Source organism: Lacinutrix sp. MEBiC02595 (genome assembly GCF_053601555.1).
On the sequence record NZ_JBSHNU010000184.1, the window covers coordinates 201,011 to 217,398 of the forward strand.

The 16,388-nt window shown below is 30.8% G+C and carries 18 protein-coding genes; 12 read left to right on the forward strand and 6 right to left on the reverse strand.

Going from position 1 to position 16,388, the window contains the following annotated elements; genetic code table 11:
• The first annotated feature begins 14 nt into the window (after positions 1-14).
• On the forward strand, positions 15-3,116 hold the full coding sequence (locus tag ACVCZW_RS05535; protein ID WP_452231862.1) for a CHAT domain-containing protein: 3,102 nt from the start codon (positions 15-17) through the stop codon (positions 3,114-3,116).
• Here the strand turns inward: ACVCZW_RS05535 and ACVCZW_RS05540 are convergent.
• Positions 3,096-3,809, reverse strand: coding sequence for a tetratricopeptide repeat protein (locus ACVCZW_RS05540; RefSeq protein WP_452228802.1), 714 nt, complete (start codon positions 3,807-3,809; stop codon positions 3,096-3,098). The genes ACVCZW_RS05535 and ACVCZW_RS05540 overlap by 21 nt on opposite strands.
• A gap of 1 nt (position 3,810) precedes the next feature.
• Complete coding sequence (locus ACVCZW_RS05545) at positions 3,811-4,350, reverse strand: RNA polymerase sigma factor (RefSeq protein ID WP_452228801.1); 540 nt, start codon at positions 4,348-4,350, stop codon at positions 3,811-3,813.
• Between the two features lie 120 nt (positions 4,351-4,470).
• Between ACVCZW_RS05545 and ACVCZW_RS05550 the strand changes: the two genes are divergently transcribed.
• Both ACVCZW_RS05550 and ACVCZW_RS05555 read left to right on the forward strand, forming a co-directional pair.
• Positions 4,471-5,658 (forward strand): hypothetical protein, encoded by a 1,188-nt coding sequence (locus tag ACVCZW_RS05550; protein ID WP_452231863.1) that lies wholly within the window; start codon positions 4,471-4,473, stop codon positions 5,656-5,658.
• A gap of 130 nt (positions 5,659-5,788) precedes the next feature.
• Positions 5,789-6,946 (forward strand): hypothetical protein, encoded by a 1,158-nt coding sequence (locus ACVCZW_RS05555; RefSeq protein WP_452231864.1) that lies wholly within the window; start codon positions 5,789-5,791, stop codon positions 6,944-6,946.
• A gap of 90 nt (positions 6,947-7,036) precedes the next feature.
• Here the strand turns inward: ACVCZW_RS05555 and ACVCZW_RS05560 are convergent, their stop codons facing one another.
• On the reverse strand, positions 7,037-8,401 hold the full coding sequence (locus ACVCZW_RS05560) for an NAD-dependent succinate-semialdehyde dehydrogenase (RefSeq protein ID WP_452231865.1): 1,365 nt from the start codon (positions 8,399-8,401) through the stop codon (positions 7,037-7,039).
• Positions 8,402-8,596: 195 nt separating this feature from the next.
• Between ACVCZW_RS05560 and ACVCZW_RS05565 the strand changes: the two genes are divergently transcribed.
• The 4 genes from ACVCZW_RS05565 (at position 8,597) to ACVCZW_RS05580 (ending at position 11,189) form a co-directional block, all read left to right on the forward strand.
• Positions 8,597-8,929 carry a YtxH domain-containing protein gene (locus ACVCZW_RS05565; protein WP_452228797.1) on the forward strand — a complete coding sequence of 111 codons (333 nt, stop codon included), beginning with the start codon at positions 8,597-8,599 and terminating at the stop codon, positions 8,927-8,929.
• A gap of 3 nt (positions 8,930-8,932) precedes the next feature.
• A complete protein-coding gene (locus ACVCZW_RS05570; protein WP_452228796.1) occupies positions 8,933-9,280 on the forward strand; it encodes a hypothetical protein in 348 nt (115 codons plus the stop codon).
• Positions 9,281-9,285: 5 nt separating this feature from the next.
• A complete protein-coding gene (locus ACVCZW_RS05575) occupies positions 9,286-9,486 on the forward strand; it encodes a DUF6327 family protein (RefSeq protein WP_452231866.1) in 201 nt (66 codons plus the stop codon).
• Positions 9,487-9,644: 158 nt separating this feature from the next.
• A complete protein-coding gene (locus ACVCZW_RS05580) occupies positions 9,645-11,189 on the forward strand; it encodes a hypothetical protein (protein WP_452231867.1) in 1,545 nt (514 codons plus the stop codon).
• Positions 11,190-11,347: 158 nt separating this feature from the next.
• On the opposite strand, the gene ACVCZW_RS05585 is transcribed toward ACVCZW_RS05580, so the two are convergent.
• The gene (locus tag ACVCZW_RS05585) at positions 11,348-12,382 is read right to left on the reverse strand and encodes a helix-turn-helix domain-containing protein (RefSeq protein WP_452228793.1); all 1,035 of its coding nucleotides are present in this window, start codon (positions 12,380-12,382) and stop codon (positions 11,348-11,350) included.
• 270 nt (positions 12,383-12,652) lie between these two features.
• Here ACVCZW_RS05585 and ACVCZW_RS05590 point away from each other — a divergent pair, with 270 nt between their 5' ends.
• The 5 genes from ACVCZW_RS05590 (at position 12,653) to ACVCZW_RS05610 (ending at position 14,854) form a co-directional block, all read left to right on the forward strand.
• Positions 12,653-13,102 carry a ferritin-like domain-containing protein gene (locus tag ACVCZW_RS05590; RefSeq protein WP_452231868.1) on the forward strand — a complete coding sequence of 150 codons (450 nt, stop codon included), beginning with the start codon at positions 12,653-12,655 and terminating at the stop codon, positions 13,100-13,102.
• A gap of 141 nt (positions 13,103-13,243) precedes the next feature.
• Positions 13,244-13,918 (forward strand): SOS response-associated peptidase family protein, encoded by a 675-nt coding sequence (locus ACVCZW_RS05595; protein ID WP_452231869.1) that lies wholly within the window; start codon positions 13,244-13,246, stop codon positions 13,916-13,918.
• Between the two features lie 128 nt (positions 13,919-14,046).
• On the forward strand, positions 14,047-14,208 hold the full coding sequence (locus tag ACVCZW_RS05600; protein ID WP_452228790.1) for a DUF1328 domain-containing protein: 162 nt from the start codon (positions 14,047-14,049) through the stop codon (positions 14,206-14,208).
• 29 nt (positions 14,209-14,237) lie between these two features.
• Complete coding sequence (locus ACVCZW_RS05605; RefSeq protein WP_452228789.1) at positions 14,238-14,441, forward strand: hypothetical protein; 204 nt, start codon at positions 14,238-14,240, stop codon at positions 14,439-14,441.
• Between the two features lie 98 nt (positions 14,442-14,539).
• Positions 14,540-14,854 carry a hypothetical protein gene (locus ACVCZW_RS05610; RefSeq protein ID WP_452228788.1) on the forward strand — a complete coding sequence of 105 codons (315 nt, stop codon included), beginning with the start codon at positions 14,540-14,542 and terminating at the stop codon, positions 14,852-14,854.
• Here ACVCZW_RS05610 and ACVCZW_RS05615 read toward each other — a convergent pair.
• Positions 14,851-15,243, reverse strand: coding sequence for an arsenate reductase family protein (locus ACVCZW_RS05615; protein ID WP_452228787.1), 393 nt, complete (start codon positions 15,241-15,243; stop codon positions 14,851-14,853). The genes ACVCZW_RS05610 and ACVCZW_RS05615 overlap by 4 nt on opposite strands.
• A gap of 67 nt (positions 15,244-15,310) precedes the next feature.
• Positions 15,311-16,321, reverse strand: a complete 1,011-nt coding sequence (locus ACVCZW_RS05620) for an AI-2E family transporter (RefSeq protein ID WP_452228786.1) — start codon at positions 16,319-16,321, stop codon at positions 15,311-15,313.
• Positions 16,322-16,388: the final 67 nt, after the last annotated feature.

The following is a 16,388-nucleotide window of genomic DNA, read 5'->3' on the forward strand; positions in this document are numbered from 1 at the left end:
TTAACTTTAGGCATATGAAATTAAAAGCTATTGTTCTAATTTTGGGTTGCTTATGCTGTAATACTAGTTTTGCTCAAACTTCAGCGTACACTAAAATAGACCTAGAGAAAATAGCAGATTCTATATATTTCAACAAAACAGAATCATACCATACTAATGATTATAATGTCTTGCAGGACTTAAGATATCAAATTATTTCCAAGTACAAGGACACTTCCAGTATTCACTATAAAAGAGCTCTATTTAAAAAAGAAGCTTGTAACGCCATTTATTTTCAATATAATTTAAAGTTTGAGGAAGCTATAGTTGCTTCCAAAAAAGCTTTATACATCTATAATAAGTATGCTATAAACGATCTTTTTTTTAAGGGACATGTTTCCAAATATTTATACGAGCAATATTATTTTAATAAAAATGCCGAAAAAGCATTAGAAATAGCAAAGGCAACCAAAACTATTTTTAAAGACACTTTGGTGTATAATCATCGTCTAGTTGCAGAGGCTGAATTTAATATAGGTTTAGTTCTTGGTAAGTTTGGAGATTATTCCAAAGTGATACATCAAGAAAAAAAAGCCATTAATCTCAATATTTCAAATAACAGAGAATATACGGTAGATGTAGCTATTCAAAAACATCATCTAGCACTTACCTATGGTTTTATTGGCTATTATAAAAAAGAATTAGATACGTATTTAGATGTGGTTCGTATTTGGGAAAACGTGACGCATAAAGATAAAAGTTATTTAAATATTGCTTACGGATCTTTAAATACTTGGTATATACAACATGGAGATTACGCTAAAGCGGAAGAATATATTATTAAGGCCGAAAACCTTATTGAAAAGCACAAAGGCAATCTCAACCATTGGTCTAATGAAGCATATAGAGGAAGAACCCAAGTTAATTTATGGAGTCATTATGCAAATCTGTACTTGCATAAAAAAGACACCTTAAAGGCGATATCCTATAATGATAAGATTTCCCATTTCTTTACTAATTATGACGAGAATGATACACGGAATAACCCGAGAAACCTTTCGTATTATAAAAATTTTATTAATATAGGCAAGCGAAGTGAGCTACGGTTTAGAGCGAATCTTTTAACACTTAAAAATCCGAAAGAGGCCATAACTATTTATGAAGAAATTCTGAAGCTACCTCTATTTGATTTAAACGACAAGTTACATCTTATCCATTTATATCTAGAACAAAAAGCTTATGCAACTGCTACATTAAAATTGGATAGTTGGTTAGATAAAGCCATAGAAAAAAAGGAATCTTACGACTTAATGCATTTAAGAGGCGAAAAAGCACATCTTGTTTTTTTACAGGATAATATAGATGAAATGCATACCTATTACACGTTGGCTTTTCAAGATTTGTATAACAATACTACTAAACCGGTTTCTATTAAAGACGTTCTTTATCAAGATTGTAAGCCATACAGCGGTAAGGATTTTATAAACTTACTTTTAATAGCAAGCAAAGATTATAGTGATGCTTTTACAAGAACAAAAAGGAAAGATTATTTAGACATAGCGCATAATTTAAGCAAATTAGCTTCCAATGCTTTTTCTCATAATTATTTGTTTTCGGAGTTTAATGATACTACTTATGATATCGTTGTTCAGATTAATGAACAGGTTTTAAATACTTCCATTCTTTTGGGAAATGAATCTATTCCGAATCGTATTCTAGAGCAAATTGAAGAATCGAACTCCAAAATGAACTGGCGAAAATTTTTAAAAAGTAACCAAAGAAAATTTATAAATATTCCGGATTCTATTTTAGATATAGAAAGCGATTTAAAAAACGAATTTCATTTTTATAAAAAACAACTTTTTTTAAATAATACATCAGATAAAAATCGGAAAATAATTAAAGAGAAAATCTTTGATTTAGAAATGAGTATCGATAGCTTGGATGTCTGGTTCCAAGAAAATTATAAATCCTATTTTAATCAAACCCTTCAGAATTTCGATTTAAAAGCACTAAAAGAAAAACTAAAACCGGAGCAACGGATTATTAAATATTGTTTTACACAAAATGCGGTGTATGCTTTTACCATTTCTAAATGGAAAACCAAACTTACAAGAATTGCCGATAAAGTAGTGCTTAGTGCGTTGCTTGAAAAGTCTATTCCTGCTATAAAAGATATTAAAACTGGCGATTACACAGAAAACCTGCATCAGTTATATACCTTATTGCTGCCAAGTTCCGTTTTAGAAAATGGGAATTCTGAAGATTTAATTTTTGTCTTAGATGATTTACTTTACTATTTTCCTATGGAAATTTTATTAGATGCTCATGGAGAATATCTCATAGAAAACCACAGCGTGAGTTACGCAAGTTCACTTCTTCTTTTTAATGAACAAATTAAAGTAGAAAAATCAAAGAATAATAAACTAGGTATTTATGCGCCCACTTATAAAAAAAATGATCTAAATACTGATAATAGAGTTGGAAAGGGCGAATTAATTGGTGCAGCTTATGAAGCATCGCAGATTAGTAAATTATTAAATTCGGATGTTTATTTAGGAGAAGAAGCTAGTAAAGAAACCTTTTTGACCACAGCAAATAAGTATAGTATACTTCATTTGGCGATGCATTCTTCTATAGATAATACAAACTCAGAATTTTCTAATTTAAGTTTTGGTAATTCAGAACAACAAAAGCTGTTTATTTCAGAACTCTATAACGTATCCCTAAATGCAGATCTTGCTGTTTTAAGTGCATGTGATACGGGAATAGGGCATTTAAAAAAGGGAGAAGGGTTGACTAATGTCTCTAAAGCGTTTACGTATGCAGGAGTGCCAAGTACGGTTACTAGTTTGTGGAAAGTTCCAGATAAAGAAACATCGCAAATAATGGAATCCTTTTACAGGTATTTAAAAACAGGAGTGCCTAAAAACAAAGCATTGCAAAATGCAAAATTAGATTATTTAAATACCGTTGAAGATGGCTTTTTAAAACATCCTTTTTATTGGGCAGGCTTTGTGCTCTCGGGAGATATTTCGCCTATTGAAATGGGAACTAGTTATTGGTGGTTGCTTTTCATTATAATTCCAGGTTTTCTAATTCTTTTAAGAAAGCGATTACTCCAGGTTTTTGATTAAAAGAGTAGCTTCCTTCGCTTTAAATTGAGATTGCAATACTAATTGCTTTAGCGTTTTTTTAGATGCTTCTGTATTATCATTCTTTAAATAAGCCAACGCTAAGTACCATAAATTTCGATCTTGTAGCGTATCTGATTTTTTAACATTCGTTTCTAATATAGCTATTGCTTCCTTTGTCTTATCTAATTGTAACAGTGTATTTGCTTTGTAAAATGAAATGGTCTGGTTTGGTTCTTTATTTAAAATTTGATCAAAATATAGATTTGCATTTTCATAATCTTTAGTCTCATAAGCAGCAAACGCTTTAGATTGCAAATCTTCTTTATGTTCCCCTCTAACTATAGGTTGCACAATATTTCTATACGGTTCAAAGTTGGAAGCATACAGCTTTTCGTTTTGATTACTAGATGGCGAACTAAAAAATAGTAGCCAAGAAGCACCAATTAGCAGGATTAAACTAGCTACAATTTGCCATGATTTAAAAAGCTGTTTTTCTGGAGTTTTATCCCAATCCTGAATTTCTTTTTTTATTTCTTCACGATCATTTAAAACTAAAGTATCTTTCAATTCTTTTTGAAATTCAAATTCTGCGTTAAGATCTTTATCTTTTGCTAATAAAGCATGGAGAGCTTTCTTCTCTTCCTCAGAGAGTGTTCCTTCAAAATATTTATTTATATAATCTGATGTATTCATTTTAACCGTTAATTAACTTCTTTAGGGATTTTAAGCATCTCGATTTCTGACTTTTAGCCACATCTTTGTTGCTGTAATTTAATTCTATTACAATTTCATCTAAAGTAAAACCTCTCTTGTAAAATAGGTTTAATAAGGTTTTACATTGCGCACCTAAATTATTAAATGCTATTTGTAATTGCCTTTGTCTACTACTAAAATTGTAATCAATATCTGTTTCTAATGTTTCAAAATTATTGGTTTCTTTAATAGAATCTACCAAATGCATTTTATTCTTTTCTTTTAATCGTTTGTAAATCATGTATTTTCCAATACTGAAAAGATAGGTTTTAACTTCACTTTTTAAATCATCTATTTGGCCTTTCAAAGCGTTTTCACGAAGTGCGATAATGGCATCCTGATATATATCTAATGCATCTTCACTATCTATTTTATATGTTTTTGCAAAACCAAGAAAAGCAGACTTATGTTCTAAATAAACCGATTTTAAAACGGACTTATCATCTTTTTTAAGTGCTATTAATATTTTGCTTTCTGTCATTTAGTATCTAATCGCTTTAAAAGTAAACATCTAAGTAAAGAATATTTTTTTATTAATAGATGTTTACTTCTTGAAATTTCTTACACAAAAGGATAGTATTAATTAAAAAAACATTTAAAAATGAAAACTTTGAAAAATCAATTACCTAGAACCGTACTCGTTTTATTATTAATAACGGCACTATTTAGTAGTTGCTCTAGTGATGATGATAGTAATGAACCTGATACGCCAGAATTGGAGGCCTTAGAATTAGTAGACTGTTCTACAGGAATAGCAGATGGAGAAACACGTACTCTAGTAAATAGAAATAGTGGCGTAGATTATATTGTTAACTGTACGTATGTGGTATATGGAGATTTGGTTATAGAGCCAGGAGTTACTATTCAATTTGGTACAGACGCCACCATAAGGGTTTATAGTTCCGGTTCTATTCAAGCATTAGGAACTGCACAAGATCAAGTTGTTTTTACAGGAGAGGATAAAATTGCAGGCTCATGGCGAGGTCTTTATATTGTTAGTGGTGATGTGAAAAATAAAATAGAGCATAGTATTATTGAATATGCAGGAGCAGTTGGAGATTATGGTGCTTTAGTATTATGGTCGGATACGCACTTAGAGATGAATAACACAACCATTTCAAATAGTCAAACCTATGGGCTTCATGCAGATACTGGTAATAACGAGTTAGTGTTAGAAAATAATACAATTACTTCTTGTAAGGCGCCAATGTATATTTTAGGGACATATATTACAACAATTTCTGGAGGGAATTATATAGGTAATGATACAGATGCTATTATTGCGAATAGAGATTATATAGCAAACGAAAGTCATCATATTTGGACTAAACTTAACGTGCCATATCATTTTCCGGAAGGAATGGATGTAACTAATTCTGGTGGAAAATTAACAATAATGCCTGGTGTTGTCATGAAATTTGGTCAAGATACAGATTTGGCTATTACGGAAGGAGCTGGTGGAAATAAGCCTAGTTTAATTGCGGTTGGTACAGCAGCAGATCCTATTGTTTTTACTTCTATAGATAATACATTAAGTTCTTGGAGAGGTATTTACTTTGATTCTCCTTCCACATTAAACGAAATTGGTTTTGCAACTATTGAAAATGCAAGTAACTCCAATCAAACTGGAGCTATTTATCTTTGGGCGTATTCTGTTTTGAATGTGCATGATGTGTTATTTAAAGATATTACCAATTGTAGTATACAAACCTTTACTAATGATGGAATAGTTTTAACTACTAGTAACTTAAGTTATGATAATGTTGGTAGTGAGATTTGTGTAGACTAACAATAAGACTTTAATCTGTACGTTTTTTGCGAATTGTTTCCGAACCATTATTTATTGGACGGAAATAATTCGCTTTAAAATAAACGACAGAATGTATTGAAAAGAAATTTTAAAACTAAAAAGCGAAAAAATGAAAACTATAACTTATATCCTTTTTTTATTTGTGTTTACACTGCTACCATCGTGTAATGCACGACAATCGGATACTGCTTTACCAAAAATAGAAAAGAACCTTTATGGAGAACTTGATTATTCAAAGGAAGCATTAGAAATCGTTTCCCCACAAGAAGGTGGTAAAGAAATTGTATTAGGAAAAATTGCTACGGATGGTACGGTGCATTTCGATGCACCAGAATTTGATATTAAAGCGCTTTATGATAGTATTCGGTTAGAACCATATAAACTTCCGAAATGGTTTTCTATAGATAGTAATTGTAAAGATTTGGATGTCTTTGCTAAAACTCCTTATGATGAGGTGTACTCTCGCAAATATAAATTATTCGTAAAAAAATATGGAATAAACGTTGCTATATTAGAATCCGTTGGCGATAGTCTTGTTGGTGAAAATAAATATTTTTGGTTGTATACAGATCGAGCAATAACCGTAAACGAGGAGTGTAGTAAGGCTAATTCTAGATCTGGGGATATTTATGCTTCTATTCGTTTAAATATTGCTTTAGAAAAAGGATGGAACTTTATAGAAGAAAATATTACATACGATTCAGATTATGATGAAAGCGATGTCAATGCCGTTCGGTTACAAATAATGGAGTTTTCCATAAGTTCTCCAGCATCTAAAAATGTAAAATGGAGGTTAAGGCAAATAGCAGATGATGATAAAATACAAACAGCCAAAAGATTAGATGACTTAATTCCTATTCCGAAAAAGCAGTTTGAAGAATGGGTGCCTAATAAACTAGGGGATTTGTCCGTGACTACCAAAGAATATGGTAATCCGCCAAAAGGACAAAAAAATAAAAATAATATGCATCTAATCTATGCTAACGAAACGCAAAAAAAAGAAATAGAGGTCTATGTCATGGATTGTGCTAAAAGTCCGAAGGATATGGAAATGATCAATTTTGCCTATGCAATGGAAAATAAAGGTAAAGAGGCAAAGGATATAAAACCTTATATCTCCCAATATAAGGAAAGCGATAAAACCACACAGTTGTGGTACAAAGTAAAAGATAGAATTGTTGTAACTGCTTCAGGAGTTAATATAGAATCGGAAGAATTATGGAATTATATTCGAAAATTAAAAACAGAAAAACTTATGAATCCATAAAATCCGTTGGAATTAAAGATAAGTGAATAACGAATCTTACTTCTTAATTTTAAAGCCCAACGTATGTTGGGCTTTTTTGTATTCTGATTATTATTTTTGGATATAAACGGTTTTAATATTCACAAATTCGTGAATACCTTCATTAGATAATTCTCTACCATAACCGGAAGCTTTTGTGCCTCCAAAAGGTAATCTAGGATCCGATTTTACCATTTCATTAATAAAGAAAGCACCATCTGGTATTTTAGAAATAGCTTTGGTTGCTGTTTCTATATCTTCTGTAAATAACATCGTTCCTAAACCAAATCTAGAATCGGTTGCCAATGCTAATGCTTCTTCTAAATCTTTTACTTTAAATATTGGTGCTACAGGTCCAAAAGTTTCCTCTTTAAAGACAGCCATGTTTTTATTTACATTGGTTAGAATGGTAGGTTCAAAATATGCTTTGTCTCTTTTATTTCCAGTAATCACTTGAGCGCCTTTTTTAATCGCGTCTTCCACTTGTTTTTGTAAATCTATTGCAAGGTCTTCTCTGGCAAGTGTTGTGATTTCTGTGTCTTCGTTTAATGGATCTCCATACTTTAATGCTTTTACTTTATTTGTGAATTGCTCCAGAAACGTATCGTAAATATTTTCAGTCACTATAAATCGTTTCGCAGCAATACAACTTTGTCCTGTATTTTGCATTCGCGCTTTTACCATCGTATCGATATACTTATCCAGGTTTGCATCATCTAATACAATACATGCATTGTTTCCGCCTAATTCTAATACTGCCTTTTTTAAATTTTCACCTGCAATTTTTGCAATTGTTTTTCCTGCTTTCTCACTTCCGGTTAAGGAAACAGCTCGAATACTATCTCCTTTTAAAATGGCTTCAATATTTTTATGATCGGTAATCAGGGTTTGAAAACATCCTTTTGGATATCCAGCTTCTTCAAAAATTTCTTGAATAGCTAAAGCGCAACCACTAACGTTAGATGCATGTTTTAAAACAGCTGTATTTCCTGCCGTTAATGTAGGGACAGCAAAACGAAATACTTGCCAAAACGGATAATTCCATGGCATAACTGCTAGTATTACGCCTAAAGGATCATAACTTATAAAGCTTTCGTGTGCTTCTGTTTCAATGATTTGGTCTGCTAAAAATTCTTCCGCATTGGTAGCATAAAAATCACAGAGAAAGACACATTTGTTAATTTCTGCTCTGCTTTCTTTAATAGGTTTACCCATTTCTTGGGTAATTAACAGGCTTAATTCTTCTAGGCGTTCTTCTAAAATATTTCCGACTCTAATTAATAAAAGTGCTCTTTCACTAACATCTTTTGTACTCCAGTCTTTAAAGATGTTTTCAGCTGAATTGATTTTCGAAAATACTTCCTCTTGACTATTTAAAGTATAGCTTTTGATAACTTCCTGGTTAAAAGGATTTACGGATTTTATGATGTCTGACATATTGTTTGGTTTTCATTAAATAGATTGCTAAATTACAGTTAAGATAATTATAGTATTAACTTATTTGTGAAAAGTCTTAACGTTATCACAATTTATTTTTTTGGGGCAAAACTTGATTGTATTGAGTTAAGCCTTGTTTCGCTTTGATTGTATATTTACAGTAAATAAATGTTTAACCAAAAAAAAAGAAAAACGATGAGCAATTCAAATAGTACATTATTAGGAATATTAGCAGGAACCGCAATTGGAGCTACCTTGGGTATCTTATTTGCACCAGATAAAGGTTCTAACACCAGACAACGTATTTCAGACGAAGCACAAGCTGCTAAGGATAAATTGGCAGAAACAGCAATGGATTTAAAAGAAAGAGCAGTAACTACGGCGGCGGCACAAAAGGAAACTTTAGATGAACAAGTAGAATCTATAGTCTCTAACGCTAGTCATAAAGCCGAAGATGTGATCTCTACTTTAGAGAAAAAACTGAAGGATTTAAAAGAGAAAAATAAGAAATTACAAAAAACGTCATAATAAATGAGCGTATTTGAATCTTTAAATAACACGTCAGATAAAGCAGCAGATCTTAGTAAAAAGTATTTAAAAACTTCACAAGATTATATCACGCTTAAAGCATTTCAACAATTAACGTCTTCCATTAGTTTAATTGTTAAGCTTTTTGCGGTTGGTAGTTTGGTGTTTTTAGGACTTTTGTTTTTAGCGATTTCTGGAGCAATTGCCATTGGTAATGCGCTGGGTAATTTAGCGCTAGGTTGCTTAATTGTTGCTTTGACTTTTGTGGTTCTAGCCATATTAGTATATGTTTTAAGAAAGCATATAGATCGAAAAATAATCCAGAAAATTGCAATTAAATTTTTTAATTAAAACCTATGAAAACCTATAATTCATTTAAAGACATAGATAATGACTTGAAAAAGTTGCATCTAGAGCGACAAATAGCTTGGGAAGAACTTAAGCTAGTTAAAGAAGAATTTAAAGAAGATCTTAACCCTTTAAATTGGGTGCGCACTGCATTAAAGATAGCTGGAAAAATGGGCGGTTTTATGTTATTGAAAAAGATCATTAAATGATAATCTAATGCCATAATAAAAAGCTATCTAAATGGGTATACAATTTAGATAGCTTTTTAAGTTATTGACTATTCTGTTTAAGTAACTACGTTATAATCGTATACTACTTTAGTACTTAGACTCCTAATTCTACACTTTCTTATTCTTAATTTTAACGTATGCGTTGGTCTAAAAAAATAATAAGTATATTTTTAATTGTTATTATTGGAGGGATATTCTTTCTTCAAAATAAATTCAAAAGAGAAATAATCCATGTATTGGATACTAAATTACCCAAAAATATAAAACTAGAATATGCAGGAATATATGCAAATGTATTTAGCGGTAGCGTAGAACTAGATAGTTTATCGGCAAAAGTGTTAAATACAGATGAAAATCTAATGGCAACATTACATGCTAATCAGCTGAAGGTCGATGGTTTTAGTGTATGGCAGTTTCTTTTTAATAAAACCATAGCAGTAGATACTATTGTTTTTAAACAACCAAATCTGGAATACCATATCTATTCCGAAAAACAAGAGCAACAAAAAGATACCACGCCAAATACCCAATTTAGTAAAACGATAACTATTAAGAAGATTGCAATTGTAAATGGCGCTTTACAAGTGAAAGATGCTAATAGCAATAATCTTGTTACTAGCATAAACACTATACATTTTGCTTTACATGATCTACGTTTAAATGCGGAAACTTTAAAACAGAAAATACCATTTAATTATAAAGATTATCAATTAACTACAAAGCAGGTTTTTACGAATTTGAGTGCTTATGAAGTTTTGAGAATAGACAACTTGAGTCTTGAAAATAAAGTGTTACAACTGAAAAATAGCTTCTTAGAAACAAAATATTCAAAAGAAATATTGTCCACAAAAATAGAGGTAGAGCGCGATCATGTAACGCTTCGTATTCCGGAATTAGAAATCCGTAAATTAGACTTCGGATTTCATAAAGACGTTTTTTTCGTAACCGCAGATTCCGGAAAAATAGAACAACCTAATTTAAGTGTTTATAGAGATAAAAGAGTTGCAGATGATATGCGAATCAAAAATATGTATAGTAAAATGTTACGTGATTTACCCATAGATTTATCGATAAATAACTTAGAACTTAATAGTGGTAATGTAACGTATGCAGAGCGAGTAGATGCTACTGCTCAAGCGGGAGAACTGTTTTTTAAAGCGGTGCATGCGAACGTTACTAATCTAGCAAATAATTATGCAGCTGGGGAGAAAACAAAAATTGCTATTCGTTCTAATTTTATGGGTAAAGCACCAATGCATTTGGATATTATATTTGACGTGAATGCTAAACAAGACGCCTTTTTGGCTTCCGGAGCATTTGAGAATTTCCAGGCTGAAATAGGGAATGCCTTTTTTGAGACGAATTTAAACGCTAAAGCAGAAGGAGAAATTGAACAGATTTATTTTACGTTTAGTGGAAATAAATGGAACGCAAAAGGAGACTTGAAAATGAAATACGAAGCGTTTAAATTTGAAATATTAAATAATAAAAACAAAGTGAATACCTTTTTAACAGCGATTGGTAATGTATTTGTAAACGATGGTTCTAAAACAGATAAAGATGGTTATAGATATGGTGAAATAACAGGGGATCGTAATACTACAAAATCCTTTTTTAATTATTTATGGATTAATGTACAGAGCGGATTAGTAAGTACATTAACCGGTAAAGGAAGTAAATAATACCCTAATTTAAAGTGTAACTGTAGATTCTAAAGTTTGGCCAACAATCACTAACATTTTTAAAAATGCCTGGGTAGAAGCATTTAAAAATGTAATTGATAATGATATCGATTTTAAAGATGCGGAAAAAGAATCGGGTAAAGAATAATGAATTCTTTTTAAGATTCCTCTTCTATAAGAACTACAAGCTGTTTCTTATATTCATTAGGTGTAATATTATATTTGTTTTTAAAAATTTTAGAAAAATAACTTCTGCTAGTAAAACCTATAGAATATACTATTTGAGAAATGTTGAGGTTCGTGTTATTCATTAAATCTCTAGCTTTTTCTAATCTTACGTGTCTAATGTATTCGGTTACGGTTCTTGCAAATAAAAATTTGAAGCCTTCTTGTAACTTGGCTTGCGACAGGCCTGTTTTTTTGGATAGCTCATCTAAAGAATAGCTGTCAGAGGGTGTTTTAACTATCTTTTTACCAAGTTTTTTTATTATTTTTAATTCCGATTTTTGTAAATCAATTTCAAGAACATTAGCATTGTCATATTTGTTATAAAACTCAATATGCATGGACAAAAGATGGTATAGTTCACCTTCCGCTTTTAATAATCTAATCATGCCTTTCGTTTTTATATCTTGTAAGGCCTTCACACGATCTGCCATTTTAAGACTAATAGGCCCGTAATAAGCAAACTTTTTTTCATGCTCTTTATCTACAAAAATAGCATGTAGTTTTTTGTTTAGCATGTGTGCAATATTAATTCTTTTGTTTAAGAATTGTTTGCGTATAATTTTAATATTATTCAATTCTAAATGTATTCCTTTCTCAAAACTAAAATGATGCGATACATCACTATTACAGGTGCCAATAAACGAGTGAAACTGTTCAATAGTTGTATATTCTTTTTGGTCACTAAATTTATGTTGAAAAGAACCATTTAGGGAATAAGAAAAACGGATAGGATTAAAATTAGAAGGATCGACTATTACTTGTATATCTTCAAAAAACACAAGATTATATTCAATTAAACTAACGCCCCAATCAAAAGTCATTAGTCTAATGTATCCTTTTGCGAAATCATTATCCAGATCCAAAGTGTATTCTCCCCATTTCTGAGTTATATTTCCTCCAATTTGCTCTTTAAATTGCTTTATACTGTCTGCAGTATTTTCCGCATTAATTTTAATGATTTTCATTTAATACCTTAGAATATATATAGCGTTAATTTTTTTAAAAAATATCAAGGTAAAGATATATTAAAATTATGATAACAGATGGTGCTAGATTCTGTTAATGATTTCTTAATTAATTAAATGCGCTAAAATTCATATTATGTGGGTTAATACCTTTTGGTTTTTAGTAGTAATTTTATGGTATAGCGCAGTAGTTCTTACACAAGCTATACGCTTAGATAATAAACAACATGTATCTTAAAATAAAATGTTGCTAATTAAAAACATTTAGAAATGAGCAATTACACAGACAGGTTAGGAAACAGATTAAATGCTTTATTAGAGAAAAACTATGATGCCGAAAAAGGCTATAAAAAAGCAGCAGAAAATGCGAAACATATTGGTCTAAAAAACTTTTTTAATAAAAAGGCACAAGAGAGATATGATTTTGGATATGAATTAAAAACAGAAATTAAATCTTTTGGTCAGCAGGCAGATAAAGAAGGAAGCCTTACAGGAACGGCACACAGAGCTTGGATGGATATTAAAGCTGCGTTATCCTCAGATAATGATGAGTCCATGCTAGAAGAAGCGATTAGAGGAGAAAAAGCAGCAATAGCAGAATATGAAGAAGTTATAGAGGAAATAGGGTTGCCTTTAAATACTAAAAATATGCTTTATAATCAAAAAAGCCACATTGAGCAAGAGCTTAACACCATTAAAAGATTAGAAGATCTAAAATAAAAAGAAACCTTACCGATTAATTTAAAAGGAAATGTTGCATTGGCATTTCCTTTTTTGTTTTGTTAAAGCGAATAGAGCACCCATTTTCATCCATTGCATCAAGAAGTTTAGTGCGTTATTCTTTTATTAAAAATAAAAGTTATGTTTTATAAATTACGAAATACGGCTAGTTTAAAACAAATAGAGCAGAAGTTTAATAAAAAATTTACATATCCTAAGTTATATAGGCCTGTAAAAGTAATAAATGGATTTAAAGAGGCTTCTTTGCCCATTATAACTATGGAAAAACCGAAGGTTATCGATTTTTCTATTTGGGGATTATTACCTACTGATTTTGAGGAAAACTGGGCGGTTTTTCAAAATATATCGAATACTTTAAATGTAGATATTAAAGATATAAATGAAAAAGATCCATTTCTTTCCGAAGCTTTAAACAAAAGACGCTGCTTAATTATTGTAACTGGTTTTTATACCACGTATATAAGTAATGGTAAAATTAAATCTTTTCAAGTTTTTAGAAAAAACAACGTGCCTTTTTGTTTAGCAGGAATTTATAATGAACTGTCCGATGGCTTTAAAACATGCTCCATTCTTATAACGACAAGCAATCATTCTAATGGTAAACCAATACCAAGCTTTTCTGAAAAAGAGCCTTTAGCTCTTAAGAAAAAATATTATGATTATTGGCTAGATAAAAGCAATACGTTTTCCGATTTTAAAGCCATTATCAAAGATTTGGATGCTTATGATTTTGAATCGGAAGTTATAGATCAAAAAATATTAGATAGGAATACCATTTCCAATAACCAGTTTTAACAAATACAGCAATATATTTAAAAGAGTTAATTTAAAGTTGGATACCGTTAATGTAATTCCTGAAAAAGAAGCATCTTTGATGTAATGTAATGAAAGACATTGCATTACTAATTTAAAACCAAAATAATATGTTACGTTACGCAATCATTTTTATCATTTTAGCAATAGTCGCCGGGATTTTTGGTTTCGGAGGAATATCGGAAGGAGCAGCAAGTATAGCAAAAATTCTATTTTATATTTTTATAGTACTTTTTGTTGTGTCCTTAATTACAGGAAGAAAAAAAATATAATAACCACTAAAACTATAAAACGAAACACGATGAGAAAATTAATTTATTCAGCAATACTAGTATTTACCATGTCTGCCGTTTTTACAAGTTGCAGAGAAGATAAAAAAGATAAAGTAGAAGACGCTGTCGAAGATGTTACAGATGACATTGGAGATGGTATTGAAGATGTAACAGATGACATTGGAGATGGTCTAGAGGATGTAGGAGATGAAATTGAAGATGCAGTAGATTAATTACCTGCTTTAATAGTATGATCACTAGTTTTTAATAATCAAAAAAAGGCAGTTTAATCCAAGATTTTACTGCCTTTTTTATATAACACAAATTTATTATGGAATATGCAAAACATGAAATAGAATATATAAACGAATTAAAAGAAAAAGGATACACCAGTAATTTTAGGATGGTGGACGCTCATTTAGTGGAATTAGATTCTAAGGAGAAATTCAAGCCAGAACAAATATTTATTGATAAAGAAATGCGTTTTGAAGGAATGAGTAATCCGGCAGATGCTTCTATATTATATGCGATAAAAACAGATTCTGGATTAAAAGGAACCGTTCTAGCAAACTACGCACCAACAGGAGATTTAGAAGTAGCAGAATTCTTTAAAGAAATACCTCAATCAAATGATAGGAATAATTAATCTTCGTGCGGTTTTTGAGGGTTTAACCCAGCGGTATCTGGTTCAAAATATTTTATAAAGTCTGTAGGTGTTTCTAATAGATAAAAAGAATGGTTAACCATTACAATAGACCCTTTAAGCACTTCTGGGTTTTTATGTAAAACCTTAATCCAATCTTCATTGCTTAAATGTATTTCTTTTTCACCATAATTTTTTGTAAAATCCGGATGGTTTTGATTTACCAAACTGGATAGTGTGGTGTCAAGCGCTTCAGCAATCTCAATCCATTGTGTTCCTGTTAATTTTGTTTTAGATAAATCGATTGCTAAAATCTCTTTTTTTGAAGCGCTAACATAAGCTAAGGTTTGTTTTCCTAAAGAGCTATTAGAACTGTAATATAATTTAATCATGTTTTTATGTTTTGAAATTATTCCCATCTGTTTTTGAATTTAGTTTTACTTGTTTCTTAAAGCATGTTTATATTTTTTCACTGTATTCCTTTTTATAAATCCGAACCATTACAAGAAATAGACTTAACAATAATGGACCAAAAATTAATCCTATAAAACCAAATAAAGGCACACCAATAATGACACCAATTAAAGTTATTAATGGATGCACATTGTCTAGTTTTTTTAATACAAAAAGTCTAATTAAGTTATCGGTAGAGCCAACCACTATTAAACCATACAGCAGTATTCCCCAAGCTTGAAAAGGATCTCCATTAGCGTAGGCTAATATAAACGCAGGTACAATACCTAGCAATCCACCAACAAACGGAATCATAGAACCAATGGTCACCATTACAAACCAGAAAAACGGATTCTCTATTCCAAATATTAAAAATCCAATAAGCGCAACAATACCTTGAGCAATGGCAACTAAAGGAATTCCTAATGCATTAGAACGTACCATTACATTAACATCTTCGCCTATGATTTTTAAATTTTCTGTATTTATAGGAATATATTCAAACAGGCTTTCTCTTAATTTCCGTCTATTTGTTAACATATAAAAAAGTAAGAAATACATAATGAATATTGCTATTGCGACTTCAAATGTGCTACCAGCAAAACTTTGTAGTTTTTCGGAAACTAGGCTGGAAACTTGAGAGGCATCTATTTGAGAGCTAAAGTTATAGCCTAATGCATGTTCGATTTTTTCAAGCTGCAATTTAATAGCATTGGTAACCCGTTCTGAATTTTCTGCTGCATTACTCACTTTATTGCCCAGCATAATTACAATTCCTGTAACAGGTAACAGGATGCCTATAATCGATAATAATAATAAAACGATTGCAGCAAGTTCCTTATTCCAACCTTTCTGGACCAATTTTTTCATTGGCTTTCTTAATAAGACATAAATGGTTATTGCACCTAAAACACCTGATAAATATGGCAGTATTTCTAATAAAATAAGGATTGCTATCAATATTATGATACCTAATAAGAAGAGCTGATTAATAACTTTATGGCTAATTTGCTTCATTATAAATTTAAATTATGGATTGTTTTTGTAATGCTAATGTATATCATTACATGATCTGTTTATCAAA